This window comes from Shewanella zhangzhouensis (genome assembly GCF_019457615.1).
GTDB lineage: Bacteria > Pseudomonadota > Gammaproteobacteria > Enterobacterales > Shewanellaceae > Shewanella > Shewanella zhangzhouensis.
The window spans coordinates 3,460,060-3,475,265 of sequence record NZ_CP080414.1 but is presented as its reverse complement, the minus strand read 5'-3'; the positions used below and the strand labels follow the sequence as shown (position 1 = coordinate 3,475,265).

At 56.2% G+C, this 15,206-nt stretch carries 13 protein-coding genes; 10 read left to right on the top strand and 3 right to left on the bottom strand.

Annotation, left to right across the window (positions count from 1 at the left end; genetic code table 11):
• The first annotated feature begins 102 nt into the window (after positions 1-102).
• From epd to K0H63_RS15205, 7 genes are all read left to right on the top strand, one after another.
• A complete protein-coding gene (gene epd / locus K0H63_RS15235) occupies positions 103-1,119 on the top strand; it encodes an erythrose-4-phosphate dehydrogenase (protein WP_220065411.1) in 1,017 nt (338 codons plus the stop codon).
• A gap of 81 nt (positions 1,120-1,200) precedes the next feature.
• Positions 1,201-2,382 (top strand): phosphoglycerate kinase, encoded by a 1,182-nt coding sequence (locus tag K0H63_RS15230; RefSeq protein ID WP_220065410.1) that lies wholly within the window; start codon positions 1,201-1,203, stop codon positions 2,380-2,382.
• 131 nt (positions 2,383-2,513) lie between these two features.
• Positions 2,514-3,581: a class II fructose-bisphosphate aldolase gene (gene fba / locus K0H63_RS15225; protein WP_220065409.1), complete on the top strand. Its 1,068-nt coding sequence runs from the start codon at positions 2,514-2,516 to the stop codon at positions 3,579-3,581.
• Between the two features lie 139 nt (positions 3,582-3,720).
• Complete coding sequence (locus K0H63_RS15220) at positions 3,721-5,214, top strand: protein adenylyltransferase SelO (RefSeq protein ID WP_220065408.1); 1,494 nt, start codon at positions 3,721-3,723, stop codon at positions 5,212-5,214.
• A 135-nt stretch (positions 5,215-5,349) separates the two neighbouring features.
• Positions 5,350-6,090, top strand: a complete 741-nt coding sequence (locus K0H63_RS15215) for a DUF481 domain-containing protein (protein ID WP_220067919.1) — start codon at positions 5,350-5,352, stop codon at positions 6,088-6,090.
• Positions 6,091-6,324: 234 nt separating this feature from the next.
• Positions 6,325-7,752 carry a sodium:proton antiporter NhaD gene (gene nhaD / locus K0H63_RS15210; RefSeq protein ID WP_258405400.1) on the top strand — a complete coding sequence of 476 codons (1,428 nt, stop codon included), beginning with the start codon at positions 6,325-6,327 and terminating at the stop codon, positions 7,750-7,752.
• Between the two features lie 162 nt (positions 7,753-7,914).
• Positions 7,915-8,319 (top strand): hypothetical protein, encoded by a 405-nt coding sequence (locus K0H63_RS15205; protein ID WP_220065406.1) that lies wholly within the window; start codon positions 7,915-7,917, stop codon positions 8,317-8,319.
• A gap of 89 nt (positions 8,320-8,408) precedes the next feature.
• On the opposite strand, the gene K0H63_RS15200 is transcribed toward K0H63_RS15205, so the two are convergent.
• Together K0H63_RS15200 and K0H63_RS15195 are read right to left on the bottom strand one after the other, a co-directional pair.
• The gene (locus tag K0H63_RS15200) at positions 8,409-8,936 is read right to left on the bottom strand and encodes a hypothetical protein (protein WP_220065405.1); all 528 of its coding nucleotides are present in this window, start codon (positions 8,934-8,936) and stop codon (positions 8,409-8,411) included.
• A 9-nt stretch (positions 8,937-8,945) separates the two neighbouring features.
• The gene (locus tag K0H63_RS15195; protein ID WP_220065404.1) at positions 8,946-9,764 is read right to left on the bottom strand and encodes a cytochrome c3 family protein; all 819 of its coding nucleotides are present in this window, start codon (positions 9,762-9,764) and stop codon (positions 8,946-8,948) included.
• A 404-nt stretch (positions 9,765-10,168) separates the two neighbouring features.
• On the opposite strand from K0H63_RS15195, the gene K0H63_RS15190 reads away from it, so the two are divergent.
• The 3 genes from K0H63_RS15190 (at position 10,169) to K0H63_RS15180 (ending at position 12,925) form a co-directional block, all read left to right on the top strand.
• Complete coding sequence (locus tag K0H63_RS15190) at positions 10,169-10,924, top strand: winged helix-turn-helix domain-containing protein (RefSeq protein ID WP_220065403.1); 756 nt, start codon at positions 10,169-10,171, stop codon at positions 10,922-10,924.
• Positions 10,917-11,432: a hypothetical protein gene (locus tag K0H63_RS15185; protein ID WP_220065402.1), complete on the top strand. Its 516-nt coding sequence runs from the start codon at positions 10,917-10,919 to the stop codon at positions 11,430-11,432. Before K0H63_RS15190 ends, K0H63_RS15185 begins: the two co-directional genes overlap by 8 nt.
• Before the next feature lie 89 nt (positions 11,433-11,521).
• On the top strand, positions 11,522-12,925 hold the full coding sequence (locus K0H63_RS15180; RefSeq protein WP_220065401.1) for a hypothetical protein: 1,404 nt from the start codon (positions 11,522-11,524) through the stop codon (positions 12,923-12,925).
• Here K0H63_RS15180 and K0H63_RS15175 read toward each other — a convergent pair.
• Complete coding sequence (locus tag K0H63_RS15175; RefSeq protein ID WP_220065400.1) at positions 12,915-15,134, bottom strand: PAS domain-containing protein; 2,220 nt, start codon at positions 15,132-15,134, stop codon at positions 12,915-12,917. The genes K0H63_RS15180 and K0H63_RS15175 overlap by 11 nt on opposite strands.
• Between the last annotated feature and the right edge of the window lie 72 nt (positions 15,135-15,206).

The following is a 15,206-nucleotide window of genomic DNA, read 5'->3' as shown; positions in this document are numbered from 1 at the left end:
GGCAGCCTGGCTGCCACCGGTCTGACCGGCGTTGCCGGTCAGCCTCTGTCGGCAGGGGAGCCGACAGGGTTTTCACCCTCCCCAGAGGATTTGCTCACCACTATGATCCGTGTTGCTATCAATGGTTATGGCCGCATCGGCCGCTCCGTACTGAGGGCGCTTTATGAGTCCGGAAAACGGGGCCAGATGCAGCTGGTCGCCATTAATGAACTGGCCAAGCCCGAGGCCATAGTTCACCTGACCAATTACGACACCACCCACGGCCGTTTCCATACCCGTGCCAGCCTCAATGAAGGCATGATGCACCTTGGAGATGACGCCATCCGCTTGCTGGCCGTTGAAGATGCCGCCGCGCTGCCCTGGCAGGAGCTGGATGTGGATTTGGTGTTTGAGTGCACAGGCGCCCTCAATGACAGGCAAAGCGCCGAAGCCCATATTCATGCCGGTGCCCGCAAGGTACTGATAAGCCACCCGTCTTCTGCCGATGTCGATGCCACCATCGTTTATGGTGTCAACGATGCCAGCCTTAAAGCCACAGATACCGTTGTCTCCAATGCCTCCTGCACCACCAACTGTCTGGTGCCGGTCATCGACGTGCTCGACCGTCACTTCGGTGTGAAAAGCGGCGCCATCACCACCATTCACTCGGCCATGAACGATCAGCAGGTGATTGATGCTTACCATGACGACCTGCGCCGCACCCGCGCTGCCAGTCAGTCGATTATCCCGGTGGACACCAAGCTTGCCCGCGGGATTGAGCGCATTCTGCCGCAGATGAAAGACAAGTTTGAGGCGATTTCGGTACGGGTGCCTACCATTAATGTCACCGCTATCGACCTTTCGGTGACCCTGGATACCCGGGTAGACATCGACACCGTCAACGCCGCACTCAAGGCCGCCGCCGATGGCAGCGCCAGTGGCATACTGGGCTATACCGACGAGCCTCTGGTATCATGTGACTTTAACCATGATCCGCGCTCCAGCGTGGTGGATGGCACCCAGACCCGTGTCAGCGCCGGGCATCTGGTGAAAATGCTGTTGTGGTGCGACAACGAGTGGGGTTTTGCCAACCGCATGCTCGATACTGCCCTGGCCATGGCCGCCACACAGGCTGATTGACCCTACAGGATAATGAAGAAGAGCAGGGACAAGCTTTTCTCACAAGAATTTGTTTTTGATTAAAAATAAGGAAGCAATACCATGACAATTATCAAAATGTCAGACCTGGATCTTAACGGCAAGCGCGTGCTTATCCGTGAAGATCTGAACGTGCCTGTGGCCGACGGCGTGGTCACCAGTGACGCCCGTCTGCGCGCCTCTTTGCCCACCATTAAGCTGGCGCTGGAAAAAGGCGCTGCGGTAATGGTGATGTCTCACCTGGGCCGTCCGACCGAAGGCGAGTACAACGAAGAGTTCTCCATGAAGCCTGTGGTGAACTACCTGACTGCCGCGCTGGATTGCCCCGTGCGTCTGGTCAGCGACTACCTCGATGGCGTTGATGTGGCCGTTGGTGAAGTGGTTGTGTTCGAAAACGTGCGCTTCAACAAGGGCGAGAAGAAGAACGACGAGGCGCTGTCGAAGAAGATGGCAGCCCTGTGTGACGTCTACGTGATGGACGCCTTCGGAACCGCGCACCGCGCCGAAGCCTCCACCAACGGCGTGGGTCTCTATGCCCCTGTCGCCTGCGCCGGTCCCTTGCTTGCTGCTGAGCTAGATGCTCTTGGCAAGGCGCTGGACAACCCAGCCCGCCCGCTGGTGGCCATTGTGGGTGGCTCCAAGGTATCAACCAAGCTGACCGTGCTCGAGTCACTCTCCGGCATCGTTGATCAGCTGGTTGTCGGCGGCGGTATCGCCAACACCTTTATTGCCGCAGCCGGTAATCAGGTGGGCAAGTCGCTGTATGAAGCCGACCTGATTGATGAAGCCAAGCGTCTGGTAGCCAATGCCCAGAGCCGCGGCGGCGATATCCCTGTGCCGACCGATGTGGTGGTGGGTAAAGAGTTCAGCCCAACAGCCGCTGCTACCCTGAAAGATGTGAGCGATGTTGCCGCAGACGATATGATTTTTGATATCGGTCCAGACAGCGCCGAGGCCCTGGCCGCCATCCTCAAGAACGCCGGTACCATCGTATGGAATGGCCCTGTGGGTGTGTTCGAATTCGACCAGTTCGGTGAAGGCACCAAGCGCATCGCCCAGGCGATTGCCGAGTCTTCTGCTTTCTCTATCGCCGGTGGCGGCGATACTCTGGCGGCCGTAGATAAATACGGTATCGCCGACAAGGTGTCTTACATCTCTACCGGTGGCGGCGCCTTCCTTGAGTTCCTCGAAGGCAAGGAGCTGCCAGCCGTAGCCATGCTCACCGCCCGTGGTGCCAAGGCGTAACACTGCAACAAATTACTATTATTAAAAAAACCGCCTCCCGGGAGACCGGGAGGTATAAAAATCAGTCCAAACGATAGCGACCTCGGTGACCCAAGTTCAGCATGGATGTCACCCTATTAATGGAGTAAAAAATGGCCCTTATTTCCCTACGTCAACTGCTGGACCACGCTGCAGAGCATGGTTACGGTGTGCCTGCGTTCAACGTGAACAACCTTGAGCAAATGCGCGCCATCATGCAGGCGGCCGAAGCCACCGACAGCCCTGTGATTGTTCAGGCCTCTGCCGGTGCCCGCAAGTACGCCCGTCCTCAGTTCCTCAAGTACCTGATGAACGCCGCCCTCGAGCAGTATCCCGATATCCCTGTGTGTATCCACCAGGACCACGGCACCCACCCCGACGTGTGCCAGCGTTCTATCCAGCTGGGTATGAGCTCGGTGATGATGGATGGCTCTTTGATGTCCGACGGTAAAACCCCGGCTTCTTACGATTACAACGTAGACGTGACCCGCAAGACTGTGGCATTTGCCCACGCCTGTGGTGTGTCTGTTGAAGGTGAAATCGGCTGTCTGGGTAGCCTGGAAACCGGTACTGCCGGTGAAGAAGATGGTATCGGCGCCGTTGGTGTACTGAGCCACGACCAGCTGCTGACCACCGCCGAAGAAGCCGCACGCTTTGTGGCCGACACCCACGTGGATGCCCTGGCCATTGCCATCGGTACCAGCCACGGTGCCTACAAGTTCAGCCGCAAGCCTACCGGTGACGTGCTGCGTATCGACCGCATCAAAGAAATCCACGCCCGTATCCCCAACACTCACCTGGTGATGCACGGCTCTTCTTCTGTGCCCCAGTACTGGCTGGAAATCATCAACCAATACGGTGGTGACATCCCTGAGACCTATGGTGTGCCGCTGGAAGAAATCGTTGAAGGCATCAAGCACGGCGTGCGTAAGGTGAACATCGACACCGACCTGCGTCTGGCCTCCACCGGCGCGGTACGTAAGTTCCTGGCCGAGAACCCAAGTGAGTTCGACCCACGTAAGTTCCTCAAGGCCTCCATGGAAGCCATGGCCGATATCTGTACCGAGCGCTACGAAGCCTTTGGCTGTGCCGGTATGGCTTCGAAAATCAAGCCGCTGTCACTGCAGGCCATGTACAAGCGTTATCAGACCGGCGAGCTGGACCCGAAGATCAATCTCTAATCTCGCTGAACTGAAAAAGCCCGCAATCGCGGGCTTTTTATTTGGCTGGCTCCTGTAAGCGGGTAAATGTGCGCTTTTGCTTATGCTCGCCGGACAAACGGGTTAGCATTAGCCCATTGCCGTTATGTCGGAGCAGAGGATGTCCAAGGTGTTTTCCCCGTTTCAGTTCGATAACAGTTTTGTCCGGCACATGGAGGGCTTTTTTGAGCCCTGGCAAGGGGCGAGGGTACCAGCGCCGGCCATGGTGTGCTTTAACCAACAGCTCGCCGACGAGCTGGGGATGGATGCAGATGCCATGGAAGACAGCCGTCTTGCGGCTTTCTTTTGTGGCATGCTGACCGCCGAAGGCAGCGAGCCCGTTGCCATGGCCTATGCGGGCCACCAGTTTGGCGGCTTCTCACCGAGGCTGGGGGATGGTCGCGCCTTATTGCTTGGAGAAATCACGGATATTCATGGAAGGCGCCGCGACCTGCACCTTAAAGGGTCGGGGCGCACCCAGTTTTCCCGCGGCGGTGACGGCAAGGCGGTGCTTGGGCCCGTGCTTCGCGAATATCTGATGGGCGAGGCCATGTATGCCCTGGGTGTTCCCACTTCCAGAGCGCTGGCGGCCGTGACCACCGGCGAAGACATTTACCGTGATGGCATCAAGCCCGGCGCTGTGCTGGCACGGGTGGCATCGAGCCATATCCGGGTGGGCACCTTTGAGTACGCTGCATCGCGCGGCGACCATGAAGGGCTGCGTGAACTGGTTTATTACAGTCTGAAGCGCCACTATCCCGAGCTTATGAGCGATGAAGCGCCAGCGCTTGCGCTGCTCAATGCGGTGTCCCGGGCACAGGCAAAGCTGGTGGCAAGGTGGATGGGCATAGGCTTTATTCATGGGGTCATGAATACCGATAACGTCACTATCTCCGGTGAAACCATCGACTACGGGCCCTGCGCCTTTATGGACAGCTACGATGCCCGCACCGTGTTCAGCTCCATCGATCACGATGGCCGCTACGCCTATGGCAATCAACCCGGCATTGCCCGCTGGAATCTGGCCCGCTTTGCCGAAGCCCTGTTGCCGCTGCTGGCTGAGGATGAATCCGAGGCGCTGGCCCATGCCCAGTCGGTGCTCGATGGCTTTGCCGAGGTTTATACCAACGAATGGTTGGCTGTGTTTGCCGCCAAGTTTGGCTTGAAAACCGCACAGGATGGTGACCTTGAACTCTTTATGGACTTCCTGACCCTGCTCGGTGAGCTGAAACTCGACTTTACCCGGGCGTTCCGGGCGTTGGCGAACAGCCTTGGCGATACATCCGCTGCGGGCATTGAGGCCTTGAGCGACGACAGTGCCAAACTCGCCCCCTGGCTGACCCGTTGGCATGAGAGGCTTGGCTGCGAATATGGTCCCCAATCCGACTTTGCTCCGGATGCCAGGGCGTTGATGCAAGGCGTGAATCCCGTGTATGTCCCCCGCAACCATCTGCTGCAGGGGGCGCTGGACCGCGCCGAAGCCGGGGATATGGGGCCTTTCGAGCGCTTGCTGGAGGTGGTATGTCGTCCCTATGAAGAACGGGCGGGCTATGAGGCCTATGCTTTGGGCGCCCCGGAAGATTTCGGCCCCTTCCGTACATTTTGTGGCACCTGATGGGGGTGAAGTTTCCCCCAGTAATTTGTTCAGTCAAATGCCGGATTTTGTGGTGTATTTCGCATTTCCGGCCTCAGGTGGTACCATGTGCGGCGATTTTTGGGAGCGAAAACACCTGATAAGGATAAGAGAATGATGAACAAACTGCTGATTGCCGCGGCCCTGACGGCGGCGACACCTTTTGCCGCCATGGCCGGTGCCGACTTCGTGGAAGGCGACAAAACCTTTGCCGGTGAAGCCGAGCTGGGCGCCACTCTGACCACAGGCAATACAGACACCACCTCACTCAAGGGCCGTCTCGGGCTCAAGCATGAACTGGGTAACTGGGAAAACCAGTACACTCTGGAAGCGCTCTACAAGGAAGACACTGACGAAGTGACCGCCGAGCGCTACTTTGCCGGTGCCCAGGGCAACTATAAGTTTGACGACAGCAACTACCTGTTTGCCAACGCCAACTATGAACAGGACCCTTTTACCGGTTATGACTACAAGCTGACCGGCGCCGTGGGTTACGGTCATCGCTTTATCGACACCGAAAGTACCACTCTGGCCATGGAAGTGGGTCCCGGTTACCAGTATCGCCGTTTGGATGACGAGCAGAGTGCGCTTTTGGGTTACAGCTCAGAAGACAGCGTGGTAGCCCACGGTGTGCTGAACTTTGAAACCAAGATCAGTGATTCTTCCAAGTTCAAGCAACTCATCGTTGCCGACTATGGCGACCAGCTGGAAGCGCGCTCTGAAACCTCGCTGACCGCCAATATCATCGGTGCACTGGCAATGAAATTTGCTGTGATCGTGCGTTACAACAGCGAGCCGCTGGATGGTAAAAAAAGCACAGACACAGAAACCAACATGACACTGCTGTATTCTTTCTAAAATTCAGCCGTTCATAAAAAAGCGCCCAATGGGCGCTTTTTTATTACCACCTTGTGGGTAAATGTAAAAAAATAATGAATTTTTACGTGATTCAGATAAAGCTTATTCAATGAAAGTTGCGCTCAGTCAAGATTCTGGCCGTGAGTGTCGTGCTAATTTCAGCGCAGATCATAACAACAAAGGCAATCTATGAAGGCAAAGCATTTGAATGGGGGAGTCCATCGTATCGCAGGGATGGCGATTTCTTTCATGTTGGCGCTGTTTGCGCCTATGGCTTTGGCGAGCAGCGGTGGCGGTGGCGAATGGCTCGATTTGACCGGTGCCACAGTGGGATACCTTGCCATCACCATTTTCGTGTTGGCCTATGCCCTGGTGATGCTGGAAGAGAAGCTGCACCTGCGCAAGTCCAAGCCAGTGCTGGTGGCCGCCGGGATCATCTGGGGCATGTTGGGGTTTGTTTATTCGCAGCATGGCATGCCTCAGGTGGCTGAAGAGGCCTTTAAGCACAATCTGCTGGAATATGCCGAGCTGCTGCTGTTCCTGTTGGTGGCTATGACCTACATCAACGCCATGGAAGAGCGCGGCCTGTTCGATGCCTTGCGGGCCTGGATGGTGAGTCGTGGCTTCAGCCTGCGGCAGGTGTTCTGGCTCTGCGGCATTCTGGCATTCTTTATCTCACCGGTGGCGGATAACCTGACCACGGCACTGCTGATGTGCGCTGTGGTGATGAAGGTGGGGGGAGAGAATCGCCGCTTTATTGGCATCGCCTGTATCAATATTGTGGTTGCTGCCAACGCCGGCGGCGCCTTCAGTCCCTTTGGTGATATCACTACTCTGATGGTGTGGCAAAAGGGCATAGTGCCCTTTGGTGAGTTCTTTGACCTCTTTATTCCTGCCGTCGTGAACTTTATGGTGCCGGCGCTGGTCATGAGCTTTTTTATCGGTAACGAGCGTCCTGCCGCCGTATCGGAGCGGGTATTTATGCGCCGCGGTGCCAAGCGCATTGTCGCCTTATTTTTACTGACCATCGCCTCAGCGGTGTTGGCGCATTCGCTGCTGGGTATGCCACCTGTGCTGGGGATGATGACCGGCCTTGGATTCCTGCAATTCTTTGGCTTCTTCCTTCGCAAAACCTTCAACCACTCGGTTGCCAAGGCCATTGCCAAGGCCGAAGCCGAGAAAAATCGGGAGCGTTTGACCTACCTGGGTAACGTGGTTCCCTTCGATGTGTTCAGCCGGGTAGCCCGCGCCGAATGGGATACCCTGCTGTTCTTCTACGGGGTGGTGCTCTGTGTTGGTGGACTGGGTTTTATGGGGTATCTCAGCCTGGTATCTGAAGCCATGTATACCCATTGGGATGCCACCTATGCCAACATCACGGTCGGCCTGTTGTCCGCCGTTGTGGATAATATCCCTGTGATGTTTGCCGTACTGACCATGGATCCGGATATGGCACTGGGGCAATGGCTGCTGGTCACCCTGACCGCCGGAGTGGGCGGCAGCCTGCTGTCCATTGGCAGCGCCGCCGGTGTGGCACTCATGGGGCAGGCGCGTGGGATATACACCTTCGGCACTCACCTCAAGTGGACGCCTGTGATTGCCCTGGGGTACGCCGCGAGCATCCTGGTGCACATGTGGCTGAATGCCGCAACCTTTCATTGACGGTTAATCATATCGGATTACAAGGGTAAGTGTTTGTATCCCTTGTAATCCGGTGATGTTCACATTTTCAGCTTTTCCTGTTCAGGGCTTAGACGGGATCACACCTCTGGGACAACGGATTCTCTATACTGAGCGCATTGTTACTTTTCGGATACGCAACCCATGCAAATTGGTGAGGCCCATTTCACCGCCAGCACCCTGACACTCGAATTCACTGATGGGCGTCGTCATACCCTGACCCAGGCTCAGGGGGCCTTGCTGTTGATGCTCGGTGCCGAGCGGGGGCGAGTGGTGTCACGTTCAAGCTTGCGTGGTGCCCTCAAACAAGTGGGCGCCAATGAGCGTAAATTGGAGCGGGAAATGCGCTCGCTGGGAGCGCTGATGGGGCCCGATTGGCGCTACCTGCTCGAAGAGGTGGGGAATGAGGGCTATTTACTGCACTCTGGAATGCGTCCCATAGCACGGCTTTTTTCAAGGCCTGTCAGAGGCTTGTCCTGGATTCATTGTTTTGCCCTTGCCTGTCTCGGCATATTGGCGGTGTTTCTGGTATTGCTTATCTGGTCTTAACGACATAAAAGCGGATAGCGCCTGTACACTATCCGCTGTAAGGAAAAAAAAGTCGGGGGCGTGAGGCGGACTTGACCCCCGTTATCGCATTACGGCGCGTCTGCGACAAATTGCATGTCACTGCTGGCTTTGGCGCCCTGGAGGGTGATGGCCAACCGGTATCTGCTCAGGGTGCCTTCCGGCGCATCCTGGCTCCAATCCAGTCCCTGTGCTTCAAACTGGTAGAGTCCCTTGGTGTCGCCTTCTGTCAATACACCCTCACAGGCAGAAGCATCTTCACCACAGCGGAAACTCTGGGAAACGTGCCAGCGCTTCCAGGCTTTGGCATTGTTTGAGGCATTTTCTTCAGGCGGTAAGCCGAAATAGATGAGCTCATACTGACTGGCGCCTGTGATGGCAAGCCCTGCCTCGTTCTTGAGGGTGAATTCCACGGCGCCGGTGAGAGGCTCAAAGCTGACCACTTCAAGGGCAATCGTTTCGGCCTCATCCACATGCACTACTTCCGCCACCGGTGGCTCGGGTGGCTCGGGTGTGATGGGCTCCTGCGGGTCATTGTCGCTGCCGCAGGCACCCAAAAGCAGTGTCGCAAGCAGCGGGTAGAGAAGTCTTGGTTTCATGGCGCCCCCTTAATTGAAGTGGCCGGTGTGACAGGTGGTGCATTCCATGTCGGTCTTAACGCTGGCGGCTGGACCCATGGTCTCTGTGCTGCCGTGGCAGGTCTGACAACGCTGGGCTTCTTCGGATGGTTTGGCTTCAGGGACACCGGCAATGACTTCGCCCTTGTAGGCGCGGTTCAGGAGTTCAACCAGGTGGTAGGCCATGGAAGCCGACAGGCGATAGCAGCGCTCGCCCTTCTGGCTGAAGGTTTTGCCCGATGCCTTGGACCAGTTACTGATGGAGGAGTGGCACAATACGCTGTTTGCTACCGATGAGCTGACAACCAGTTCGGTTTTCTCGGCGGTGGAGCCAATACCGGCAATAAATTCTGCAGTATCCAGTGGCAGTTTGGTGTTTTCATACCAACGGAAGGCGGCGCCAATCACGGCGGCGTTCTGGCCGTTGATATCATCCAGCAGATTGACCAGCATACCTATGGCGTTGAGGTTACCACACAGGGTGCCCTGACCCGTTACCCCGGCAAAACCATAACCTGCGAGAGCGGTGGGAATAGTCTTGAACTTGTCGGCATCCACACTGGCAGAATTGGCCAACATGGTGACAGTGGCATGGAATACCTGGTGCATACAGCCGCCACCCGTCTCATAGGCCAGTTTGGCGGTGGCCATGGGGTCCAGCGGTACATATTTGAGTTTTTCACCGAGGGCGAGCTGATAGTTACCATTCTCGTCGGTGGCCGCCATCAGTGAAGTACTGACCAGACCAAGTCCTGCTGCACTGCCCAGTCCGATAATTTGTCCGAGCGCCTGTCGTCTGTCGATTTTCATGCTGTTTTTCCTCTTGTTGTGATTCAAGGGTGTTGTGATACAAGGGCCCCTGGGGCCATGGCATCAGTATGTCGGGCACGAAAAGGAAGACTGTGATTTGGCGCGCTTGAAGCCAGCCGCCGAAATCCGTTGGAGATAAAAGGTCTGGTCGATTAAGGCACTTTTTCTTGATTGGTTGCAGCGGGCAGAAATGGTGTCATGTCACCTTATTTGTAACATTCATGTAAATTCAGCGGCATTCAATGGCATTTACATTTGGCCATTCATTCATTCAACATATTGTTCATTATCACATTTTTTAAGATTTATCTCATTTTTGGCAAAGGCGCGTCACTTAATCCAGATCACAGTCCCTTACTCAGCCACAGGGTAAAATGGCCGGGTATTTTGAGTGAGGGATCCTGATGCAATTGGGTAATTGCTGGTTTAATGATGTCAAAGGGGAGCTGATTAATCGCACCTCCGGCGACGTCTGGCATTTGCCCAGAGCAGAAGCGCAGGTGCTGAGACTCTTGCTGAGTCAGGCCGATCAGGTGGTCTCCAAGGCCGAGCTGCGTCAGGGCGACGATGAACATGGCGAGCTCAGTGATTCATCGGTTGCGCGGGCCGTGTTTATGATCCGCTCCTTCCTGGGCCCCGGCAGCGAACTCTTGATTGAAACCGTCAAGGGGCAGGGGTATCGCTTGCACCTGACCCCCATGACAGCACCTGTACCGGCAAAGAGGCGGTTGCCAACCCGCCGTTTGGGACCTGTGCCCATCTGGATCCCGGCGCTGCTGATGTTGGCATCCCTGTTTGCCGGTGGCTATTTTGCGCTGCGGGTGGGGGAAATGTCCCCCACAGCACCACTAAAGGTACAGTCGGTGGTGCAGACCGACGGTCAGATGGTCAAGTTGGTGCTTTATGCCCATTCCCGCAGTAACAATACCCTGTTGCTTGAAAAAGCGTCCGAGCTGGCATCTGTACTCGGTGATTGTCGCCATTCCCGTTGGCGCGAAGTTTTTATGTCGTTAAGTCACGACTCCCGGGTATTGAATCTCACCCTGAGGGGCGATTATTTGGGGCAGGCAGTGGTACGTAATCTGAAGGTTAGCGATGGCCGCAGCCCAAGACGCTTTATCAGCCCGGACTGGCTCAGAGAGGTGGACATCTGTGACTAGAGCCTGGATCTGGAGCATTAACCTGTGCATTTTACTGTTGCTGATGCTGGCATTGGGCACCATTTTCAGCTTAACCCGTGGCGCCGAAACCACCTTGCTGAACTGCTCATCGGAACTCTACGAGCCCAGTGATGGCGCCCAGGCCAAGCAGTATCTGTTGGTCGACCTTGTCACCAAGGGCAAGCGGGCGCAGATGCATTACCGTTACTTCAACCTCGATGGCAGTTTGGCGGGCAGCATCAGTATGGAGGGTGAGCTTAAAACCTCCGCCGGGGCCGGTAACAGATACAGCATTGCCATTCACAGCAAAGAAGAGAAAACGGCCAAAAATGGTGCGCCCAACCCCATGCACATGAACTACGTGTCCTACGTCAGCGGGCTGAATCTGTCCGGCAAGGGGCTTCACGAGATGGAGCTGGAGATCCTGGAGCTGGATAAGGCCCGTGACTATGCCATAGTGCTGTTTCAGCCAAGTAATACGGTTTGCGGTTGCCGGTTGATCCACTGAGGGCGGATTTGGCAAACTGGGCGAGTAAAGTCTGTTGGGCTGGCGGCAGAAATCGCAGGTATTTCACCAGTCTGGCATAGAGGAGCCCTGTGGCCAATATTCAACTCAAGCAAGAAGACGCACTTTCCATTAAATTTTCCCATCAGCTCGGCGCCAACGACAGTTGCCGGCTGGACCTCTATTTTGCCTTGCCCAAGGAAATGGGCATTGGGCCCGAAAGCCTTGATGAAGAAGAGTATTTCCACAGCGCCATTCTGGGGCGGCGGGCCTATTATTCCGACGGCCTGCACCTGCCATTGGTGCAGAGCCGCTTTGTCAGCCTCAATAAGCGCACCATGGAGGAATTCAGGCTCTATCTGAACCTCTTTGCCTACCAGTTTGCCGTGGCCATGGAAAACGACACCAAGGAGCTGCTGCAGCTTAAAACCGCCGAGGAGTTTTTCCCCCGGCTGGGCGAACTGGGGGAGCAGGTGGGCGCGATTTTGAAGAAGTTCCGCCGCAGTGAGCCCACAGAGCCCAAATGGAAACCCTGGTTTGAGCATGCCGACAACTATCTGTCGTGGCACTGTGAGCAAAAATTACTGCAGCTCATCATGCATGCACCGGACATTCCCACCGACGATGCCGAAGGCCCCAATACCGTGCGTGACGCCGTGCTGTCGCTGTGCCGCGCCGAGGCGCTCTACCGTGACGGCCGCCATTACAATTCGGAAAAAACCAAATCGGATCACAACCGAATTTCCAACAAGATGCTGCTGCTCAGACGGCTTATCCAGCAGGGGGTGGTGCTTAAAGAAGAACTGAAACCCCTGGGCGTGGGCTTGAAGAAATTTGTCACCGGCCTTGCCACAGGTCTGGTGATGTTGGTGGTATCGGCGCTTATCATCAAGGCCCAGGGGGTGTTCAGCGGCGTAACCATGAGTTTGCTGTTGACCCTGGCGGTGATCTACGGCTTCCGGGAAATCTTTAAAGAAGACATACGTAACGCCATGTGGCGGGTTATCCAGCGCGGCCGTCCCCGCTGGAGCCGATTGCTGCGCGACACCTCGAGCCAGAAGGTGGTGGCCCGCCAGCAGGTGTGGCTGGACTTTGTTCGCAGCAAGGATTTACCGCTGGCGGTGACAGAAATTCTGAGCCGACGCCATCAGCAAAACCGCCTGGAGGCGGAATACCTGCACTATGGTATTTCGACCAAGGTGAATGACGAGGGATTTTTAGCCGGTTATGACACCCTCTCAGAACAGGTGTCATTTAGTCTGGTACCGTTTGTCCGCTACCTGGAGCGGGGCAAGGTAAAGGTGTTCCGTGAAACCGAAGAGGGGATCTGCGCCGAAACCGCCGAACGCCGGTATCAAATCAACGTAGTGCTGGTGTACCGCGAAGGCCGCAAAGCTCCCCGTTATGCCAGATACAAGGTGACCTTAAACCGCAGCGGGATTATCAGCGTCAGTGAAAAATCCCTGCCGGAACAGCTGCTGGGTGTCAGCGGGTAAAGGCCTGACAAATCTTCTGATCGCCGGTTTGCTTGGCGCGCTTCAGGGCAATTTCGGCGTGGCTGATAAAGGCTTCGAGGTTTTGCCCGGACTGATGGGCCGCAATGCCAATGGAGATGCCTTCGCCGAGCCCCAGGCTGTTCAGTGAGTCCAGCGCATCCACCGCATACTTGTGGGCGGCATTGCTGTCGGTGCCCGGCAGTATGACCACCAACTTACCGAGCTGCCAATGGGAAATCTGTGAGTTGGACGGCAGCTCTTTGAGCAGCAGGGTCTCTACTTCCTCCTGGCGTTTTTCCAGCTGACCTATATCGCTCATATGGCTGAGCATACCGGCGGGGCTGATGTCCATCAGCATCAGGCAGGAGTGATTGCGGCTCTGCTCACCAAGCGCATCATAGTAGCGCGCCAGATCCTCCAGATTGGCCAGGATGGTGCTGCGGTTGGGAATGAGCTGGCTGTTCTCGCGGCCACGATTGCGGCTGCTGGCTTGCTCCAGGGTACACACCAAATACTCAATATCCCCCTCATCGTCGAGGTGGCCTTTTAGGGTGGCCTGCAAACAGGTGCTGGCATTGTTGGTGCACAGAATTTGCCCCTGCCAGCTGCCCTGCATGGCCACCATTTGCGTAATGCGTGGCCATTGATTACCCAGGTCATTCTCAAGGAGATCAGCCAGATTGGCCCCCAGGGGCTCGTTGTATTCCAGCAGCTGTTCGAAGGCGCTGTTGCATTTAAGCAGGGTACCGTCGGCCCGGGTCAGGGCGGTGGCCACGGCGCTGTCGGCCAGCAGTCTGTGCAGTGACTCTTCTTGGCGGCTCTGGGCCAGTTCACTGATGTCATTGAGGCCAACCAGGAAATAACGCTGGCGCTCTGTGTTGGCACGGGTGTAACGCAGTACGACCCGGATCACGGCGCCGGGACGTTCATCCAGGCTCACTTCTCCGCGCCATTCTCCCTTGGTTTTGGCGGTGGCGATGATTTTATCAAAGCTGTCGTCATCCAGCTGCAAACAGCGCTGCAGGCTGCGGTCTGTCAGTTGGTTGGCCGCCAGATTCAACAAGCTGCCAGCCTTGGGGTTGGCACTCAGAACCCGGCCCTTATCGTTCACCAACAGCTGACCTTCTTCGCCGGTAAAGAGATCGGCTGCCAGCTGGATACTGTTGTGACGGGCGCGCTGCTCGAGACGGTAAAGGTGGGTGAGTATGACCACGGCCGCCGCCAGCAGTGTCAGTATGATGGCCCCTATGACCAGAATGGTTTGCCACTGGGAGAAGCGTGACGCAATGTCATCGTTGCGGATATAAGACACCAAAAAGTATTCACGGCGGGTTTCATACTGGGTGGTGAGGTCCACTTTCAGATACACAAAGGTGGCATCATCGCCATGGAACTGGCCAAAGTTGCTCATGGCCATTTGGCGCCACAGTGCAGGGTAGCTCTGACGCAGGCTGCCACTCAAGCCCTCGGGCAGCCTCGGCAGCGGGGCATCGCTGGGGCCGGCATACATGAGTCCCTGGGTATCGAACATCATCATGGGTTGCTGAGTAGCACTGAGGGCGGGTTTGACCATGTCCAGGGTACGCAGCATGGAGTTATAGGTCACCAGATAACCCCGCACGCTCTGATCGGGGTTTTCAAGCCACGCCAGTTGATACATATAGGGTTCGAGGTCGCCGTTGACTGACAAGAACTCCATGGGGGAGCTGTAGATTTCGTTGCCCCCCATGTTGCGGGAGCCACCCAGCAGTGATGGCGGCAGGGTCTGGCGGCCAAACACATCGGTGGAGGCAAACAGGAACTCGCCATTGGCATTGAACAGGGCAATGCCCATGAGCTCCGGCATGTTCTTTTGCAGGCCTGTCCATTGCAGCAGCAGTTTTTCCTTGAGGCCCTCATCGCCGCTGTCGAGATACTGGCGCAGCAGTTCGCCACGGGCGAAGGTTTGGGTACGGAACTGCTGGAAGGTGACCTTGTCAGCAATCATGGTGCCGACAGACTGGAGCTCGCTGTATCTTTGGGTCGCCCATTCCTGCTGCAATCTGCGCTCGCCCAGGGTGATGATGACATTGATCACCAACACTACGCTTATCACCAGCATCGCCAACTGACTGGCGATGGCCAGCATACGTTGATGTGACCAGCGAACGCTTTGTTCATCGGTCAGCAGGGAGGAAAGCGACGATAATCCGGTATTGGGTTTGAGCATGCGAGCGGTAAATATGGGCTAAAAGTGGGCATCATGTTAACACGATTCCCCCGCCGGTACAGGCCTGCTCCC